Raw genomic sequence first — 15,641 nt, 5'->3', positions numbered from 1 at the left:
TATTACGAGCTCCTGTGCGAATTGAAGGGAGCGCTCCCGCAAACTGCCTCTTGACAACTTATAGGAGCGTCGGTTTTTATTTCGCGAAATTCGGCATGCTTGAGGGTGATCGGTTAAACGTAGTAGATAGGCCCATTTCGTGACGAACGAACCAAGCTGAGGCGCAAAATAGCCTCGCTCCAGAATAATCGTCGGCAAGGTAGCAAAATGCCCCGCGGGCAGGAGGATGCTCGCGGGGCAAAGAAGAGGGGCTTGTTAGCGGCGGGCCAAGGCGCTCGGCGGGGAGTTTGCCGCGACCCGCTCTTAAGGCATTACAGCTCGACGAGCTGGCCGGTCTCGGCGGCCTCCTTGATGGCGTTAAGCAGCGTGAGCGTCTTGACGTTGTCGGCGGGGGTCACGACGGGCTCGACCTCGCGGCGGACAACCTTCACAAAGTGCTTGAGCTGCATCTTGTGCGGCAACGCCGGGTCGACAGCCGGAATCTCCATCTGCAGCGGCTTGTGCCAGTTGGAGGCGCCGTCGTAGGAGAACTGGTGCAGGCGGGGCAGCGACAAGGCGCCCAAGGTACCGCCGATAAAGTAGGCGTCGGCGTCGAAGGGGCGATACTGCGGATCCTCACGAGCGGTTGCCTCCCAGTTCCAGGGGCTGGCGGTGGCGTCAGAGATGGTCATGCTCGCGAGCGCGCCATCGGCAAAACGCACGTTGACCACAGCGGAGTCCTCGGTCTCAAAACCGCGGGCAGCGCTGGACTGCATGCCCTGGACGGCAACGGGCTCGCCCAGCAGGTAGCGGAGCAGGTCGACGTCGTGCACCAGGTTGACCAGGATCGGGCCGGCACCCTTCTTGCGGCGCCACTCGACATCGAAATACTCGTCATTCTTATAGATCATGTAGTGGAAGCTCGACACGGTGAGCTTGCCCAGCTCGCCAGACTCGATGATCTCCTTGGCCTTGTTGACGAAGGGGTTGTGGCGACGGTGCTGGCCCACGAGCACGGGCACGCCGGCGGTCTCGGCCTCGGCGGCGAAGGCCTGGGCATCCTCGAGATCGTTGGAGATCGGCTTTTCGACCAGCGGCACGATGTTGCGCTTTACGGCCTCGCGGGCAACGCCCAGGTGCAGGTCGTTGGGGGTGGCGATAATGACGGCCTCGGGCTTGACCTCGTCCATCATCTGGGCGGGATCGGTGTAAAACGGCACGCCGGCGGCCTCGGCCGTGGCGCGGGCGCCCTCAAAGGCGTCAGCGATGGCGACGAGCTCGGCCTCGGGCTCCTCGGTGACAAAGCGGATGTGGTTGCGGCCCATGGCGCCGGCGCCGATAACGGCAATGCGGACGGGGTTGAGCTCAGACATTTCGACTCCTTAATAGTGGTGGCGATGGAATGTGACAAAGGGGCTGTCCCTTTGTCGCATCGGTAAAACTAGGCGGACTTCTTCTTGCTGTCGGAGACCATCATGTAGACGGTGAGCACGACGGCGATGGCGGCGATTACAATGGCGCCGTAGAAGGACTGCTGGTAGGCGGCGCTGCCGGCCTCGGCGTGATACAGCACGGCGGTGATGGGCTGGCTGATCCAGGTGGAAGCGGCATAACCCAAAAACATGATGCCGTAGTTGACGCCGATGTTGCTGGTACCAAAGGCGCCACCGGTGAGCGGCGGGTAGATGACGAGCAGGGCGCCAAAGCTAAAGCCGAGCAGGGCGAGCGCCACAAAGAACATGCTCTGCGTAAAGCTCATCGACATGATGACAAGCGCGACGATGGTGACGACAAGGCTGATGAGCAGCGACTTGTAGGCGCCGAGCTTGTCGATGATCTGGCCAAAGGACAGGCGGCCGACCAGGTTGGCGCAGGTGTTGACGGAGACCACCACACCGCCGAGGGCGACGGCAGCGGCGCTCGTGGGATCGGCGAAGAGCTGGACGGCGGCGATGGAGGCAACCTTGCCCACGAGCAGGGTGCCCGCGGTGGCGGCAAAGGCAAAGGTGACGATGAGGACCCAGAAGCGCGGGGTCTTGACCATCTCGCCCGGGGTGAGGTCGCCGAAGGTACCGGCGTGCGCGCCGCCCTTGGGGGCCTCGAAGCCCTCGGGTAGCCAACCGGCCTCGGGGGCCTTCAGGAACAGGGCGGAGGCGGCGATCGTCACAAAGAAGATGACGCCGAGTGCCTTAAGGGCACCGAAGATGCCCAGGCTCGGGATGAGCAGCGAGGCGAGCACCGGGGACAGCACGGCGGGGCCGGCGGTCGAAGCAGCGAGGGTGATGCCGGAGGCGAGCCCCTTCTTGTCGATGAACCACTTTTGGCCGGTGGTGAGCGCCGGGTTGTAGCCCAGACCGTTGCCGACGGCGGCGACGAGCGAGAACCACAGGTAGAACTGCCACGGCTCGGTGACGGTGCCGGACATGAACCAGCCCAGGCCGTAGCACACGGCGGCGGCGATCACGACGTTGCGGGGGCCGATTTTATCGGAGATGCGGCCGGCGAAGATGCCCGTCACGGCCATGATGGTCTGGAAGACGGGGAAGGCCCAGGTAAGAGCGCTGGACCACTCGGGGTAGACGGCGAGCAGGTTCTTGCTCACGACGGAATACAGCGCGATGGAGCTGATGAAGAACATGGTGACGCATGCGGCGGAAAGCACGACGGCGCGACCCTTGTTGGAGTTGGTGGAAGCCATTGGACTCTTTCTAATCGGTACGGGGGAGGAGCGGTCGTATCCGCGGGTCTCCCTGTTAGGTTGGTTTACTGGTCAGTCGGCTTGGCGACGCCGGACTCATCGGACCAAAGCTCGACACCCTTGTTCTTGAGGTAGTTGTCGGCATAGGCGCGACGGCCGCCGGGCTTGGCGGTGAGGTCGCCCATCATGTTGGAGAAGCCGCCGTCGACCTTGATGGCGTCGCCGGTGGTAAAGTCCGAGCGCGTGGACGCCAGGAACATGACGGCGTTGGCGATATCGCTGACCTCGCCGATGCGGCGCGTGGCAATCAGGCGGCTGCGGCTCTTTTCGACCTCGGGGTCGGCGTAGAAGTTGGCCGACATCGGGGTCTTAACGAAGCAGGGCTCGACGCAGTTGGAACGGACGCCGTAGGGGCCCCACTCGGCGGCGAGCATCTTGGACATCATGTTGACGCCGGCCTTGGTGGAGCTGTACACGCCCGAGAACGTCTCGGGGGAGTGGCTGGCGACGGTCGAGATGTGCACCAGGCGGCCCTGGCCGGCCTTGATCATCTCGCGACCAAAGCGCTGCGAGGTGATGAAGCAGCCGGTGAGGTTGACGTTGAGCACCTGCTCCCAGTCGCTCAGCGGCAGGTCTTCCATGGCTGCGAAGCGCAGGATGCCGGCGGTGTTGACGAGAACGTCGACGCGACCGAAGTCGGCGATGGTGGCATCGACGGCGGCCTGAACCTCGGCCTCGTCGGTGGCGTTCATCTTGTAGCCCTCGGCGTGGATGCCAAACTCGGCGGCGAGGTCGGCGGCCGCGGCCTTGACCTTCTCCTCGTCCAGATCGAGCAGGACGACGTTGGCGCCGTTGCGGGCGAACTCGCGGCAAATCTCGACGCCCATACCGCCGAGTGCGCCGGTCACGGCGCAGACATCGCCCTCGAGCTTAAGCCAGTTGCTCATAGGAACTTCCCTTCTTGTGCCTCCCGGTGGGTCGCTCCCATTAATCGACCCACGTGGTTTTCGCTGGTTATCGTATGCTTTGCATTTGCGCAGGTGAATTGCATATTTGTTAGAATGGCGTTAACCGTAGGTTTACACTGTGCGATGCAGTTTATTCTCAATTGAGCGCGTGACCTGCGAAAACAACCCCCTGCGGCACCATGTGGCCACGGGCGCGAAAACAGGAGATTGACGTGTACGATCGACGACTCGAGGCCATATCGGCCGCCGCGGAGCTGGGAAGCTTCTCGCGTGCGGCGGCAAAATTGCGCGTGTCGACTCCGGCGCTCGTCAAGCAGGTGTCGGGATTTGAGGCCGAGTTTGGCATCACGTTGTTCGAGCGCTCGCATTCGGGCGTTAAGGTGACGCCGGCGGGCGCTCTGCTGGTGGACGATGCGCGCTCGATCATGCGCCAGTCCGAGGATGCGTTGCGCCGCGCCCGACGCGCGGCGGGCGATGGCGGTGCCGTGCGCCTGGGCGTGTCGATGATGTGCCCGGGGCGCCAGACGCTGTCGATGTGGACGGGTGTGCACGAGCTGGAGCCATCGTTGCGATTTGAGATCGTGCCGGTAAGCGACCTCTATGACGAGCGCGAATCTGTCATGCGCAGCTTGGGCCGCGAGGTCGATGTGGTGCAGTCGAGTTTTTCGACTCCGCGCTGGGGCGACACCTGCCAAAAGCTCCGCATTGTCAACGTGCCGTTTTATATCGACCTGCCGCGCACGAGCCCGCTGGCGCGCAAGACGCGCATCACGGTTGCCGACTTGGAGGGCATGCGCCTGCGCGTACTGCGCCACGGCAACGACGCCATGGACAGCTTGCGCATCGACCTGTTGGCCGACGGCGGCGTGGACGTGATCGACGTGGATAGCTTTGACTTTGCGCTCTTTAACGAGGCGGAGGAAAAGGGCGACGCGGTGCTCACCTGCGGCGCATGGTCGGGGGTGCACCCAGCCTTTGTGGGCGTGCCGTTCCTGTGCGGACGCGAGGTGCCGGTCTTTCTGCACTACCCGCTCGAGCCCACCCTCCAAGTACAAAAATTCGTCAACGCCATGGCACAACTTCTCAAATAGCTATCGTGTCGATGATTCTTTAATTCCCGTCCTAGAAAAATCATCTGGTAGAGTTGACCTCACGTGAATTTCAGCACACTGCGTACTACCTGTGCTTTTGTCATTTGGGGAGTGAACTTGTGAATACTTCTGTCGCCAAGAAAGCCAGCCGGGCGGTGCGCCTGCTCATGATGGTGCTCACGGCAGTTCTCATCTTCTTCTTCATTAATGTTATGCTGCTCGTCTCCGATATCCAGGGCACGGCGCGCGTGGTCAACTACGCCGGTCTGGTGCGCGGTACCACGCAGCGAATCGTTAAGCTCGAGGACGCGGGCCAGCCTCAAGACGATCTGCTCAAAGCCGTGGATTCATACATCAACGGCTTGCGTTACGGAAGTGGCGACCTCAACCTCGTCCGTCTCGACGACGATGGGTATCAGGCAAAGATGACCGAGCTTGCAAATTATTTTGATGAGCTTTGCGCCGAGATTGCCCGTGTGCGCGAAGTCGGCTACGAGAACACCGATATCATCGCCATGAGCGAGGAGTTCTTTGGCATTTGCGACGATGCTACGCGACTTGCAGAGGACTACTCTCAGGAGAAGGCGTCGGCGCTCAACTATCTCGAGGGCTTGGTGATCATCGACATCGTGGGCTTGGTGGCGACCTTTGCGGTTGAACTTGTTCGCGCGGTGCGCACTGCCGCGCTCAATCGCGAACTGCAGAGCAAAGTCTATCTCGACGAAGCCACGGGACTGCCCAACAAGAACAAGTGCGAGGAGATCTTAGGACAGGAGCAGCCTGTCTCCGCGGAGGCGTCCGTTGCGGTGTGCGTTTTCGACCTTAACAATCTGCATATGGTCAATAACAGCTTTGGTCACGAGAAGGGCGACGAATACATCCGTTCTTTTGCTCAGCAGCTGGGGTGCGTGTCGTCCGAGACCTGCTTTGTGGGCCGCGACGGCGGCGATGAGTTTATCGCGGTGCTGCGGGATGCCGATCGAGCTGCCGTGGAGTTCTGTCTCGCTCGGGTTCGTGCGAACGTGAACGAGTATTCCGAGGCTCACCCCGACATGCCTATCAGCTATGCGGTGGGCTACGCGCTTTCCAGTGATTTTGATGAACCGCCTACGATGCGCGAGCTCTTTTCCCAGGCCGACAAAAACATGTACATCGACAAGAACCGCGTAAAGACAGCTGAGGCAGCCGGGCTGCAACGCGAGGAACGGTAAGCTTGTAACAAAGGGCATAGAAAAGCCTCCGCAGCCCGTGTGTGCTGCAGAGGCTTTATTCGTTGCGGCGCATTGTGTTTGGGTCGTTGAGATGAGTCGATTTGCCCCGAAAGAGGAGGGCATTGACCTTAGGGTCATGCCCGACGAATGAGCGGCAAATCGGCCATCTCGGCGAGCCGAACTACTCCAGCTCAAACGCTCCGGTATAGAGCTGATAGTAATACCCGCGCTTGGCAATCAGCTCGTCGTGGTTGCCGCGCTCGATGATGCGGCCGTGGTCCAGACAGATGATTGCGTCGGAGTTGCGCACGGTGGACAGGCGGTGCGCGATGACAAACGTCGTGCGGCCCTCCATGAGCTTGTCCATGCCCGCCTGCACGATGGCCTCGGTGCGGGTGTCAATGCTCGACGTGGCCTCGTCCAGAATCATCGCCGGCGGATCGGCGACGGCGGCGCGTGCGATCGAGATCAGCTGGCGCTGGCCCTGCGACAGCTGTGCGCCGTTGCCGGTGAGCATGGTGTCGTAGCCGTCGGGCAGGCGGGTGATAAAGTCGTCCGCGCCCGCGAGCTTGGCCGCCGCGATGCACTCCTCGTCGGTAGCGTCCAGGTTGCCGTAGCGGATGTTATCCATCACAGTGCCGGTGAACAGGTTCACGTCCTGTAGCACGACGCCCAGCGAGCGGCGCAGGTCGGCCTTGCGGATCTTGTTGACGTTGATGCCGTCGTAGCGGATCTTGCCGTCGGCGATGTCGTAGAAGCGGTTGATGAGGTTGGTGATGGTCGTCTTACCGGCACCGGTGGCGCCGACAAACGCGACCTTCTGGCCCGGCTTGGCAAACACGGACACGCCGTGCAACACCTCGTGGTCGGGCGTGTAGCCAAAGTCGACGTTGTCCATGACCAGGTCGCCGCGCAGCGGCACGTATTCGATCTCGCCGGTTGCGCGGTGCGGATGTTTCCACGCCCACATGCCGGTGTGGTGGTCGGCCTCCTCGAGCTGCCAGGTATCGGGGTTTACCTGAGCGTTGACAAGCGTCACATAGCCTTCGTCGGCCTCGGGCTCCTCGTCGATGAGCTCAAAGATACGGTCGGCGCCGGCGAGGCCCATGACCACGGCGTTGATCTGCTGCGAGATCTGGCCGATCTGTCCGCAGAACTGCTTGGTCATGTTGAGGAACGGCACTACGACGGCGATGGACAGCGCCATGCCCGAGATGCTCAGGTTGGGCACGCCCAGCGCCAGGAAAATGCCGCCGGCCAGTGCGACCAGCACGTAGAGCAGGTTGCCCAGGTTCATAAGGATAGGCATGAGGATGTTGGCGTACATGTTGGCCTTCTGCGAGACCTCGAAGAGCTTTTCGTTGCGCTCGTCAAAATCGGCCTCGGCGGCAGACTCGTGGCAGAATGCCTTGACGACCTTCTGGCCGTTCATGACTTCCTCGATATGGCCCTCGACAACGCCGAGCTCGGTCTGCTGCGCAATAAAGAAGCGCGCGGAGTTGGAGCCGAGCAGCTTGGTCATAAAGGTCATAAAGGCGACGCCGGCAATAATGACCAGGCACATCCACACGCTGTAGTACAGCATGATAAAGAACACCGTGACGATGACGATGACCGTCATGAGCAGGTTGGGCAGCGACTGGCTAATCATCTGGCGCAGCGTGTCGATGTCGTTGGTGTAGTGGCTCATGATGTCGCCGCGCTGATGCGTGTCGAAGTAGCGGATCGGCAGGTCCTGCATGCGGTTGAACATCTTCTCGCGCAGCTTCTCGAGCGAGCCCTGCGTAACGATGGCCATGGCGCGGTTCCAGAAGAGCGAGGACAGGATGCCGACGCCGTAGATGCAGGCGAGGGTGGTCACGAGCTGTGCGATCTTGGGCTGTGCAGCTTCCCAATCGCCCGACTGCCACGATTCGCTAATAATCTGCAGGGCGCTCTGAAGGAAGGTCGCGCCGATGGAGTTGATGATGGCGCAGAGCACCACGCCGACGACGACGAGGGGCAAAAGCACGGGGTAGAAGCCAAAGAGCGTCTTGATGAGGCGCGACATGGTGCCACCCTTGCGGTTGAGCGCGCGCTCGGCGGTCGTTGCCTTACTCATGTGCCTCGCCTCCTTCCTGGGTCTGAGCTTGTGTTGCGGATGCCTCGGTGTCGGCTTCGACGGCCTCTTCGCCCTCGGCAGACATCTTGTTCTGCGAGGTGAAGGTCTCGCGGTAGATCTCGCTCGTCTTGAGTAGCTCGTCATGGCTGCCGATCTGAGCGATACGGCCGCCCTCCATGACGATGATGCGGTCTGCATCCTGCACGGAGCTAATGCGCTGGGCGATGATGAGCTTGGTCGTGTTGGGCAGATAGCTTGCCAGCCCTGCGCGGATCTTGGCGTCGGTCTTGGTGTCGACGGCGCTGGTGGAGTCGTCCAGGATCAAGATCTTGGGGCGACGCAGCAGGGCACGCGCAATGCACAGGCGCTGCTTCTGACCGCCCGAGACATTGGAGCCGCCCTGCTCGATCCAGGTGTCATAGCCCTTGGGGAAGCCATCGACAAACTCGTCGGCGCAGGCCAGATGTGCCGCCTCGCGGACCTCTTCGTCGGTGGCGTTCGGGTCGCCCCAACGCAGGTTCTCGGCAATCGTGCCGCTAAACAGCACGTTTTTCTGCAGCACCATGGCCACTTGGTGGCGCAGGGCGTCCAAGTCGTAGTCGCGCACATCCACGCCGCCCACGCGCACGGTGCCTTCGGTGGCGTCGTACAGGCGGGCGATGAGGTTTACAAGCGTGGACTTGGCCGAGCCGGTGCCGCCGATGATGCCGATGGTCTCACCGCTCTTAATGTGCAGGTCGATATCGTCGAGCGCCTGGCGCTTCGCATGCGCGGAATACTTAAAGCTCACGTGGTCAAAGTCGATGGAGCCATCGGCGACCTCGAGCACGGGCTCGGCGGGATCGGCGATCGTGGGCTCGGCGGCTAGCACCTCGGTGATGCGGTGCGCCGATTCGTCGGCCATGGTCACCATGACAAAGATCATCGACAGCTGCATCAGGCTCATAAGGATCTGGAAGCCATAGGTAAAGATCGAGGAGAGCTGGCCCACGTCGAACAGCGTTCCCTGGCTCGTGATGATGAGCTTGGAGCCCAGGTAGATGATGACAACGAACGCGCCGTTGACGCAGATGTTCATCATGGGGTTGTTAAAGGCCAACAGCTTCTCGGCACGGGTGAAGTCCATTTGGACGTCGCGTGCGGCGGTCGCGAACTTCTCCTTCTCAAAGTCTTCGCGCACATAGCTCTTGACCACGCGCATGCCGGTGACGTTTTCCTCGACGGACTCGTTAAGGGCGTCGTACTTGTGGAACACGCGTGAGAAGATGGGGCGCACCTTAAAGATGATAAAGAACAGCCCAAAGCCCAGCAGCGGAATGATGATCAGGTAGACCATGGCGACGCTGCCGCCCATGATAAACGCCATGGTAAAGGCGAAGATCAATACCAGCGGCGCGCGCACGGCGATGCGGATGATCATCATAAAGGCCTGCTGCACGTTGTTGATGTCAGTGGTCAGACGCGTGACGAGCGAGGAACTCGAGAATTCATCGATGTTGGCAAAGCTGAACGTCTGGATCTTGTAGAACAGGTCGTGACGCAGGTTCTTGGCGAAGCCGCAGCTCGCATGGCTGCAGGTGACGCCGGCAGCGGCGCCAAAAGCAAGCGACGTCAGCGCGATGAGCACCAAAAAGCCCGCGGTGGGAAGCATCTCGGCTACGGTGGCGCCGTCTTTGATGGCATCGATCAGGTTGGCGGTGATAAATGGAATCAGCATCTCGCAGAGCACCTCGCCAAGCACGAGCAATGGCGTGGCAACAGTGACTTTCATATAGTCACGGATGCTGCCCATGAGGGTTTTAATCATCCAGTTCCTCCCAGGTTACACGGATTTTCTCGAGCATTTCGGCGAGCTGCTCGCGCTCGTCGTGGGTGAGGGCACTAAAGGCCTGCTCTCTAAAGCGAATGCGGGCTGCCTGCTCAACGCGGGCCTTTTCCCATCCCGCATCGGTCAGGCGGATGGTGAGCTGCCGACGGTCTTTGGGATTGCGGTTGCGCTCGATAAGACCGCCCAGTTCGAGCTTGGACAGAATCTCGGAAAGGGACCCCGGCTTGAGGTCGAAGTGCATGCCGAGCTCTTGTTGGGACAGCTCGCCGGTCGGCTGCTTGGCGAGCAGGCAGACGATGGGCGCCTTGCCAGATATGCCGCCGCCGTGAAAATGCATGTAATGGCCGCAAAACCCCAGCCCATGGAGGATTCTCTTGGCGAGACGGTCCTCCTTGGACTGAGTCTCGGGCTCGTCTGCCGGCTGCGAGGGGTCGTCGCCGGGTTCATGCGGATGGGCGTGTGGTTCAACACACATATCTAATCTTCGCTCCTTTCTTTAGTTAGGTAGATGAATTGTTTTGTGCCTAACTAATCTAGGAGCGTGAGAAATAAATGTCAAGGTACCAAACTAGTGGTTACGCGGTTTTACCAAACCGCGTAACGGCTCGACGCTGCAAGCGTTCCTAAGCGGCAATCTGACGTTCAATCGTCGGGCATGGCCACAAGGCCTATGCCCTCCTCTTTCACGCCACCTTGCTCGCTTAGGAACGCTTTCGCTGTCCGTCCTCAACCTGCGATAGTCATTGGGGACGTTCTTAAATGACTAGTCAAACAAGAACGTCCCCAATGACTAACTTCCTCCTTCCCGTAACCTTTCCGCAACAATGTGGCCTCCGCGGCGCCAGCGCCCGTTCACAACTTCCCCTGCGCTACACTTAGTTGCACTATGGCGCCATCGTGCCGCGCCCGACCCAAGGGGGACTCTCATGAAGAACACTCAGCTGCTGCTGATCAACGATATGTGCGGCTACGGCAAGGTCGCGCTTTCCGCCATGCTGCCGGTGCTGTCGCATATGGGCTACCGCATCCACAACCTGCCGACGGCGCTGGTGTCCGATACGCTCAACTATCCCAAGTTCTACATCCACGACACCACAGAGTACGTGCGTCAGAGTCTTGCTATCTGGGAGGAGCTCGGCTTTGAGTTTGACGCCATTTCGACCGGCTTTATCGTGACCGAGGAAGAGACGCGCATCATTTCGGACTTCTGCCACCGTCGCGCGCAAAAGGGTACCAAGGTGTTCGTCGACCCCATCATGGGCGACAACGGCAAGCTCTACGCCGGCGTGCCCGAGTCCACGATCGGTCTCATGCGCAGCCTGCTCGAGTGCGCCGACTATGCGGTGCCAAACTACACCGAGGCGTGCCTGCTTACCGATGCGCCCATTGCCGAGCAAATCACGCCCGATGAGGGCCGCGCTCTTGTGGATGCTGTGCGTGCCCTGGGCGCCAAGTCGGTGGTCATTACGAGCGCTGTGGTCGACGGTGCGAATGTCGTTATCGGTTACGACCATGTGGCGGGGGAGTACTTCACGATTCCCTTCGACCTGATCCCGGTCTACTTTCCGGGCACGGGCGACACGTTCTCGGCGGTGCTCGTCGGCCGCGTTATGGCTGGTTGGAGCCTGCAGCGCGCGACGAGCGATGCCATGCGCGTGGTAGCCGAGCTTATCGAGCGCAATGCCGACCAGGAAGACAAGTCCGCCGGCCTGCCCATCGAGGCCTGCCTGGATGTGATTGACCATGAGTAGCGCCGACGAGAGCGGCACCGAGGCAGCGGGCGAGAACAAGCCGCTCGGTGCCCCGCGTGGCAAGCGCCCACGTATTCGCGTGAGTTGCGTGGACCAGCTGGGTGCGTGCCGCTGCCACCATGGTCACAAGCCGGGCGACGTTTTTGACTTCGACCGAGATCGCGGCAAGATGTGCGCCATGGCATGTCACGTGGGCTTTCCCTATATCGACATTCTGCGCTACGGCGGTGCCGTGCCCGGTAACGAGCCTGGTACGGCAAAGTTCTGCTGCCCCGAGGTCGACACCCTCAACGTCTGGCTCGCCGAGATCGTCGACGAGTAATCGAGCGCAATGTGACAGAGGGACAGTCCCTTTGTCACATTCGCCGGTGGTGTTCCTTCTATTATGCTTGTAATCTCAAATCTCTGCATTTCATCCGATTTTAGGTTCTAAAAATTCTGCGTTTCATCGATAATTAAGCGTATAAAACTTTGCATTTCATTTGATGACACTGAGGGGAGAGCCTATGCTGCGCAGGAAAATAGCGGCAGAGCTGGAGCGTTGGCTGAAGTCTGCCGAGCAAAAGGCCTTATTCATTACGGGTTCTCGCCAGATCGGCAAAAGCTATTCGATTCGCGCATTTGGCAAAGCCAACCATGCAACCTACATCGAGCTTAACCTCATGGAAAATCGCCAGGCAAAAGATGCTCTTCTCGAGGCGCGGGATGCCGATGATTTCATCAGCAGGGTGACGCTTCTTTCGGGAAAGTCGATTGCACCAGGCAAAACGCTCGTGTTTATCGATGAGGTCCAAGAGGCCCCCGACATCATGACGATGGCAAAGTTCCTTGTTGAGGACGGGAGATGCCGCTGGGCGTTTTCGGGGTCAATGCTCGGGACCCAGTTCAAGGGCGTCAGGTCCTATCCCGTGGGGTATGTCCACGAGCTTAGGATGTTCCCGCTCGATTTTGAGGAGTTTTGCTGGGCAACCGGGGTGAGCGAGGGGGCTCGCCAAACGATACGTGACGCGTGTATCAGCGAGAGGCCCATTCCTGATTACATTCATGACGCGATGATGGCAAACTTCAGGACCTATACCGTTGTCGGCGGAATGCCGGAGGTCGTGCAGCGTTTCCTTGACACGCAGGGCGACCTTGCCTCTGTTCGTCAGCTACAGTCAGAGCTCAACGAGCAGTACCGGCGGGATATCTCCAAGTATGCAAGCGGGCGAGCCCTTCAGGTGCAGAGCATCTACGATCAGCTCCCTATTATGCTCGAGGGCGAAAACAAGCGCTTCGTGCTCAATTCCATTGACCCCAAGGCTCACTACGAGAAGTATCAGCGAGATTTTGTATGGCTTGTCGATGCCGGCGTTGCTCTCAAAGCCGATATCGTAACCGAGCCAAAATCGCCCCTGCTCAAGACGGCGCGGCCATCGCAGTTCAAGCTATATCAATCGGATACGGGCATGTTGATGGCGCGCTACCCCATTGGAGTCGCCCAAGCGGCGTATCTTGATAGCAAGGAGCCCAATCTGGGCGGCATTTACGAAAACGTGGTGGCCCAGCAGCTGGCTACCCAAAATCGCCAGCTTTACTACTATCAGACAAAAAAGCGCGGTGAAGTGGACTTTGTGGTCGATGGGCCGGATGGGACGGCTGTTCCGATCGAGGTTAAATCGGGCTCCTATTTCCACGCGCACGCTGCGCTCGGTCATGTGCTTGATACGGCTGAATATGGCGTAAGGCTCGGGATTGTTTTCTCGAGAGGCAACGTTGAGCGCAACGGAGCGGTTCTCTATTTGCCGCTATATGCGACCTGGGCCCTTTCGGATGTTCTGGGCGACTCCTGCGCCGAGGGGATAAAGCTGGAGGTCAAGCCGGTCTAGGGCCAGTCTCGGATGTGACAAAGGGACAGTCCCTTTGCCACATTCATGAGCGTGGATTTTCTCCCACCGAGATAACGAGCGTGGATTTTCTCCCGTTTAGAGCGCACTCGAACGCTCAAAGTGGGAGAAAATCCACGCTCGTTTTATGCCGATGGCGTGGCCCGAGCGCCCGCGCCGCCCGAGCGTCTACAGCTGCTCGAGCATAGCGGTGCAACCGGCGAGTACATCGCGGTAGGTGGCGTCGAAATTGCCGGTGTACCAGGGGTCGGCCACGTCGCCGGGGCGATCGGTCCAATCGAGCAGGCGCGAGACCTTGCCATCGGGGTCCTTCCCAAAAATTCGGTACAGGCCGCGGGCGTTCTCGTCGTCCATATAGACAATGTGGTCCCAGTCGCCATACTCCGCGCGACGCACCTGACGTGCACGATGTGCGACGACGGGAATTCCGACCTCGCGCAGCTTGGCAACGGTACCGTGGAGTGGCGGGTTGCCGATCTCCTCGGTCGACGTTGCAGCGGAATCAATGACAAACTCCGCCTCGCGTCCAGCGCGGCGCACCAGCTCGGTAAACACGGACTCAGCCATCGTCGAGCGGCAGATATTCCCATGGCAGATAAACAGTACACGTTGCATATGCGGTTTCCTTTCGATCGCCATCATCGAGCTCGAGTATCGCATCTACGCCTGCGCCCTTGCCCGCCTGCGCTCCCAGTGAGCCAATTTAATCGTCACCAGCGTAAGCACCCAGGCCACAAGCGAGAACGCGGCACCCACTGCGCCTACGTGCGCAATGCCAATGCTGCTTACCACGGCGCCGCCCACTGCGGTGCCAAACGAGATGCCGACGTTAAACGCCATGGGCTCAACCGAACTTGCGAGTACCATCGACTTGGGATGGCGGCTGCGTGCCACGTCCATGAAGTGCGTGATGCACGACACCGAGAACAAGTACATGAGCAGCGCCAAGCTAAGGACAAAGGCCAGCGCGAGCGGCATGGTGCCGCCCACAGCAAACAGCCCGAGTAACGCCGCAGCCTGCAGCACGAACGTCACAAGCAGCGCCTTCATACCAAAGCGCGCATCGATCCATCCGCCCAGGATGTTCGAGATCAGGCAGAACACGCCGTAGGCCATGAGCGTGGTACTGGCTTCGACCGTGCCCATGCCCAGCACCTGCTCAAGATAAGGCGTCACGTAGCCATAGAAAACGTAGACCGACCCCACGCCAAACAAAAAGATGAGCATGCCGGTGACGATGCTCGGCTCGCGTAGCAGACCCACCTGCTCGCGAAAGGTGGCGGGCTCGTCGGTTTGCCCAGCGCGCGGCATAAACATCACGAGCGCTCCGCAGATCAGAACGGCAAAGGTCAGCGTGCTGTACATGGCCACGTGCCAGTCGAGCGTGTCGGCCACAAACTTGCCGATCGAAGTGACAAAGACCATTGCCACGGAAAACGCGCCGTACACCACCGAGATGGCGAGTGAGGTCTGCTGCGGGGACAGCAGCTCGGGGATATACGTCACGCCCACGGCGAGCAGTGCGCCCGAGACGGAGCCCAAGATGATGCGCGAGGCGAACAGCACTTGAAAGTTGGGTGCCAGCGCCATGACCAGATTGCCGAGCACAAAGACGATGCTATAACACACGAGCAGTTGGTAACGACGGAAGCGCCCCGTGCTGAGCGCGAGCACCGGCGTCGCGATAGCGTAGATCAGTGCGAACACGCTAATAAGTTGGCCTGCGGTGGCAAGCGATACGCCGAGTCCCGTCGCCAAGTCACTTTCGATGCCGATGACCACGAACTCCGAACAGCCGAGCGAAAAGCCTAACAACACGAGCAGCGCCAGGCAGAGCTTGGTGCGCGCGGGGGAGAGCGCGGCGGCGGTTGACTTACTTTTTGGCGTGGTTGCGGCGGTCAAGGTTGTCACTCCAATGTCGCGTGAATAAGCGGGATTCAATCCCTGCAACTCTAACAGAATGTGACAAAGGGACAGTCTCTTTGTCACATTCGCGGCGTGGCTGCCGCCTAAACCGTCACAACATTCGATGAAAATCTCGAAAACGAGGAAAAACGTCGAATGTTGTGACGGTTTTCGTGTCCGGCGCGGGTGAGCTTCGGTGCCGTCTGGGGGTATAAGACTAGCG

At 60.1% G+C, this 15,641-nt stretch carries 13 protein-coding genes; 5 read left to right on the top strand and 8 right to left on the bottom strand.

Annotation, left to right across the window (positions count from 1 at the left end; all coding sequences use genetic code 11):
* Positions 1 to 311 precede the first annotated feature (311 nt).
* The 3 genes from ABHR75_RS04930 to ABHR75_RS04920 form a co-directional block, all read right to left on the bottom strand.
* Entirely contained in the window at positions 312 to 1,352 is a 1,041-nt protein-coding gene (locus ABHR75_RS04930; protein ID WP_117655361.1) for a Gfo/Idh/MocA family oxidoreductase, read from the bottom strand.
* Between the two features lie 68 nt (positions 1,353 to 1,420).
* Positions 1,421 to 2,677, bottom strand: coding sequence for an MFS transporter (locus tag ABHR75_RS04925; protein WP_117637692.1), 1,257 nt, complete (start codon positions 2,675 to 2,677; stop codon positions 1,421 to 1,423).
* Between the two features lie 65 nt (positions 2,678 to 2,742).
* The gene (locus ABHR75_RS04920) at positions 2,743 to 3,624 is read right to left on the bottom strand and encodes an SDR family NAD(P)-dependent oxidoreductase (RefSeq protein ID WP_346963793.1); all 882 of its coding nucleotides are present in this window, start codon (positions 3,622 to 3,624) and stop codon (positions 2,743 to 2,745) included.
* Positions 3,625 to 3,857: 233 nt separating this feature from the next.
* On the opposite strand from ABHR75_RS04920, the gene ABHR75_RS04915 reads away from it, so the two are divergent.
* Positions 3,858 to 4,736, top strand: coding sequence for a LysR family transcriptional regulator (locus ABHR75_RS04915; protein WP_346963792.1), 879 nt, complete (start codon positions 3,858 to 3,860; stop codon positions 4,734 to 4,736).
* A 119-nt stretch (positions 4,737 to 4,855) separates the two neighbouring features.
* On the top strand, positions 4,856 to 5,947 hold the full coding sequence (locus tag ABHR75_RS04910) for a GGDEF domain-containing protein (protein ID WP_346963791.1): 1,092 nt from the start codon (positions 4,856 to 4,858) through the stop codon (positions 5,945 to 5,947).
* Positions 5,948 to 6,128: 181 nt separating this feature from the next.
* Here the strand turns inward: ABHR75_RS04910 and ABHR75_RS04905 are convergent, their stop codons facing one another.
* From ABHR75_RS04905 to ABHR75_RS04895, 3 genes are read right to left on the bottom strand one after another with little or no spacing between them, the layout of a single operon-like run.
* Positions 6,129 to 8,048 carry an ABC transporter ATP-binding protein gene (locus ABHR75_RS04905; RefSeq protein WP_346963790.1) on the bottom strand — a complete coding sequence of 640 codons (1,920 nt, stop codon included), beginning with the start codon at positions 8,046 to 8,048 and terminating at the stop codon, positions 6,129 to 6,131.
* Entirely contained in the window at positions 8,041 to 9,855 is a 1,815-nt protein-coding gene (locus ABHR75_RS04900; protein WP_346963789.1) for an ABC transporter ATP-binding protein, read from the bottom strand. The genes ABHR75_RS04905 and ABHR75_RS04900 overlap by 8 nt, the downstream gene beginning before the upstream one ends.
* Positions 9,848 to 10,351 carry a MarR family winged helix-turn-helix transcriptional regulator gene (locus tag ABHR75_RS04895; protein ID WP_346963788.1) on the bottom strand — a complete coding sequence of 168 codons (504 nt, stop codon included), beginning with the start codon at positions 10,349 to 10,351 and terminating at the stop codon, positions 9,848 to 9,850. Before ABHR75_RS04895 ends, ABHR75_RS04900 begins: the two co-directional genes overlap by 8 nt.
* A 451-nt stretch (positions 10,352 to 10,802) precedes the next feature.
* On the opposite strand from ABHR75_RS04895, the gene ABHR75_RS04890 reads away from it, so the two are divergent.
* The 3 genes from ABHR75_RS04890 (at position 10,803) to ABHR75_RS04880 (ending at position 13,495) form a co-directional block, all read left to right on the top strand.
* A complete protein-coding gene (locus tag ABHR75_RS04890; protein WP_195445317.1) occupies positions 10,803 to 11,627 on the top strand; it encodes a PfkB family carbohydrate kinase in 825 nt (274 codons plus the stop codon).
* Positions 11,620 to 11,949 carry a TIGR04076 family protein gene (locus ABHR75_RS04885; protein WP_346963787.1) on the top strand — a complete coding sequence of 110 codons (330 nt, stop codon included), beginning with the start codon at positions 11,620 to 11,622 and terminating at the stop codon, positions 11,947 to 11,949. Before ABHR75_RS04890 ends, ABHR75_RS04885 begins: the two co-directional genes overlap by 8 nt.
* A gap of 184 nt (positions 11,950 to 12,133) precedes the next feature.
* On the top strand, positions 12,134 to 13,495 hold the full coding sequence (locus ABHR75_RS04880; RefSeq protein WP_346963786.1) for an ATP-binding protein: 1,362 nt from the start codon (positions 12,134 to 12,136) through the stop codon (positions 13,493 to 13,495).
* 186 nt (positions 13,496 to 13,681) lie between these two features.
* Here ABHR75_RS04880 and ABHR75_RS04875 read toward each other — a convergent pair whose 3' ends face one another.
* Together ABHR75_RS04875 and ABHR75_RS04870 are read right to left on the bottom strand one after the other, a co-directional pair.
* Positions 13,682 to 14,128: a low molecular weight protein-tyrosine-phosphatase gene (locus ABHR75_RS04875; protein ID WP_346963785.1), complete on the bottom strand. Its 447-nt coding sequence runs from the start codon at positions 14,126 to 14,128 to the stop codon at positions 13,682 to 13,684.
* Positions 14,129 to 14,173: 45 nt separating this feature from the next.
* A complete protein-coding gene (locus ABHR75_RS04870) occupies positions 14,174 to 15,424 on the bottom strand; it encodes an MFS transporter (protein WP_346963784.1) in 1,251 nt (416 codons plus the stop codon).
* Positions 15,425 to 15,641 lie beyond the last annotated feature (217 nt).

The organism is Collinsella aerofaciens (assembly GCF_039752955.1).
GTDB lineage: Bacteria > Actinomycetota > Coriobacteriia > Coriobacteriales > Coriobacteriaceae > Collinsella > Collinsella aerofaciens_BI.
This window is presented reverse-complemented; position numbering and strand designations above follow the sequence as displayed.

What these genes read in the sequence shown, in the direction of transcription:
- ABHR75_RS04930 (WP_117655361.1), bottom strand. Translation starts at nt 1,352, where the DNA reads ATGTCTGAGCTCAACCCCGTCCGCATTGCCGTTATCGGCGCCGGCGCC.
- ABHR75_RS04925 (WP_117637692.1), bottom strand. Translation starts at nt 2,677, where the DNA reads ATGGCTTCCACCAACTCCAACAAGGGTCGCGCCGTCGTGCTTTCCGCC.
- ABHR75_RS04920 (WP_346963793.1), bottom strand. Translation starts at nt 3,624, where the DNA reads ATGAGCAACTGGCTTAAGCTCGAGGGCGATGTCTGCGCCGTGACCGGC.
- ABHR75_RS04905 (WP_346963790.1), bottom strand. Translation starts at nt 8,048, where the DNA reads ATGAGTAAGGCAACGACCGCCGAGCGCGCGCTCAACCGCAAGGGTGGC.
- ABHR75_RS04900 (WP_346963789.1), bottom strand. Translation starts at nt 9,855, where the DNA reads ATGATTAAAACCCTCATGGGCAGCATCCGTGACTATATGAAAGTCACT.
- ABHR75_RS04895 (WP_346963788.1), bottom strand. Translation starts at nt 10,351, where the DNA reads ATGTGTGTTGAACCACACGCCCATCCGCATGAACCCGGCGACGACCCC.
- ABHR75_RS04890 (WP_195445317.1), top strand. Translation starts at nt 10,803, where the DNA reads ATGAAGAACACTCAGCTGCTGCTGATCAACGATATGTGCGGCTACGGC.
- ABHR75_RS04885 (WP_346963787.1), top strand. Translation starts at nt 11,620, where the DNA reads ATGAGTAGCGCCGACGAGAGCGGCACCGAGGCAGCGGGCGAGAACAAG.
- ABHR75_RS04880 (WP_346963786.1), top strand. Translation starts at nt 12,134, where the DNA reads ATGCTGCGCAGGAAAATAGCGGCAGAGCTGGAGCGTTGGCTGAAGTCT.
- ABHR75_RS04875 (WP_346963785.1), bottom strand. Translation starts at nt 14,128, where the DNA reads ATGCAACGTGTACTGTTTATCTGCCATGGGAATATCTGCCGCTCGACG.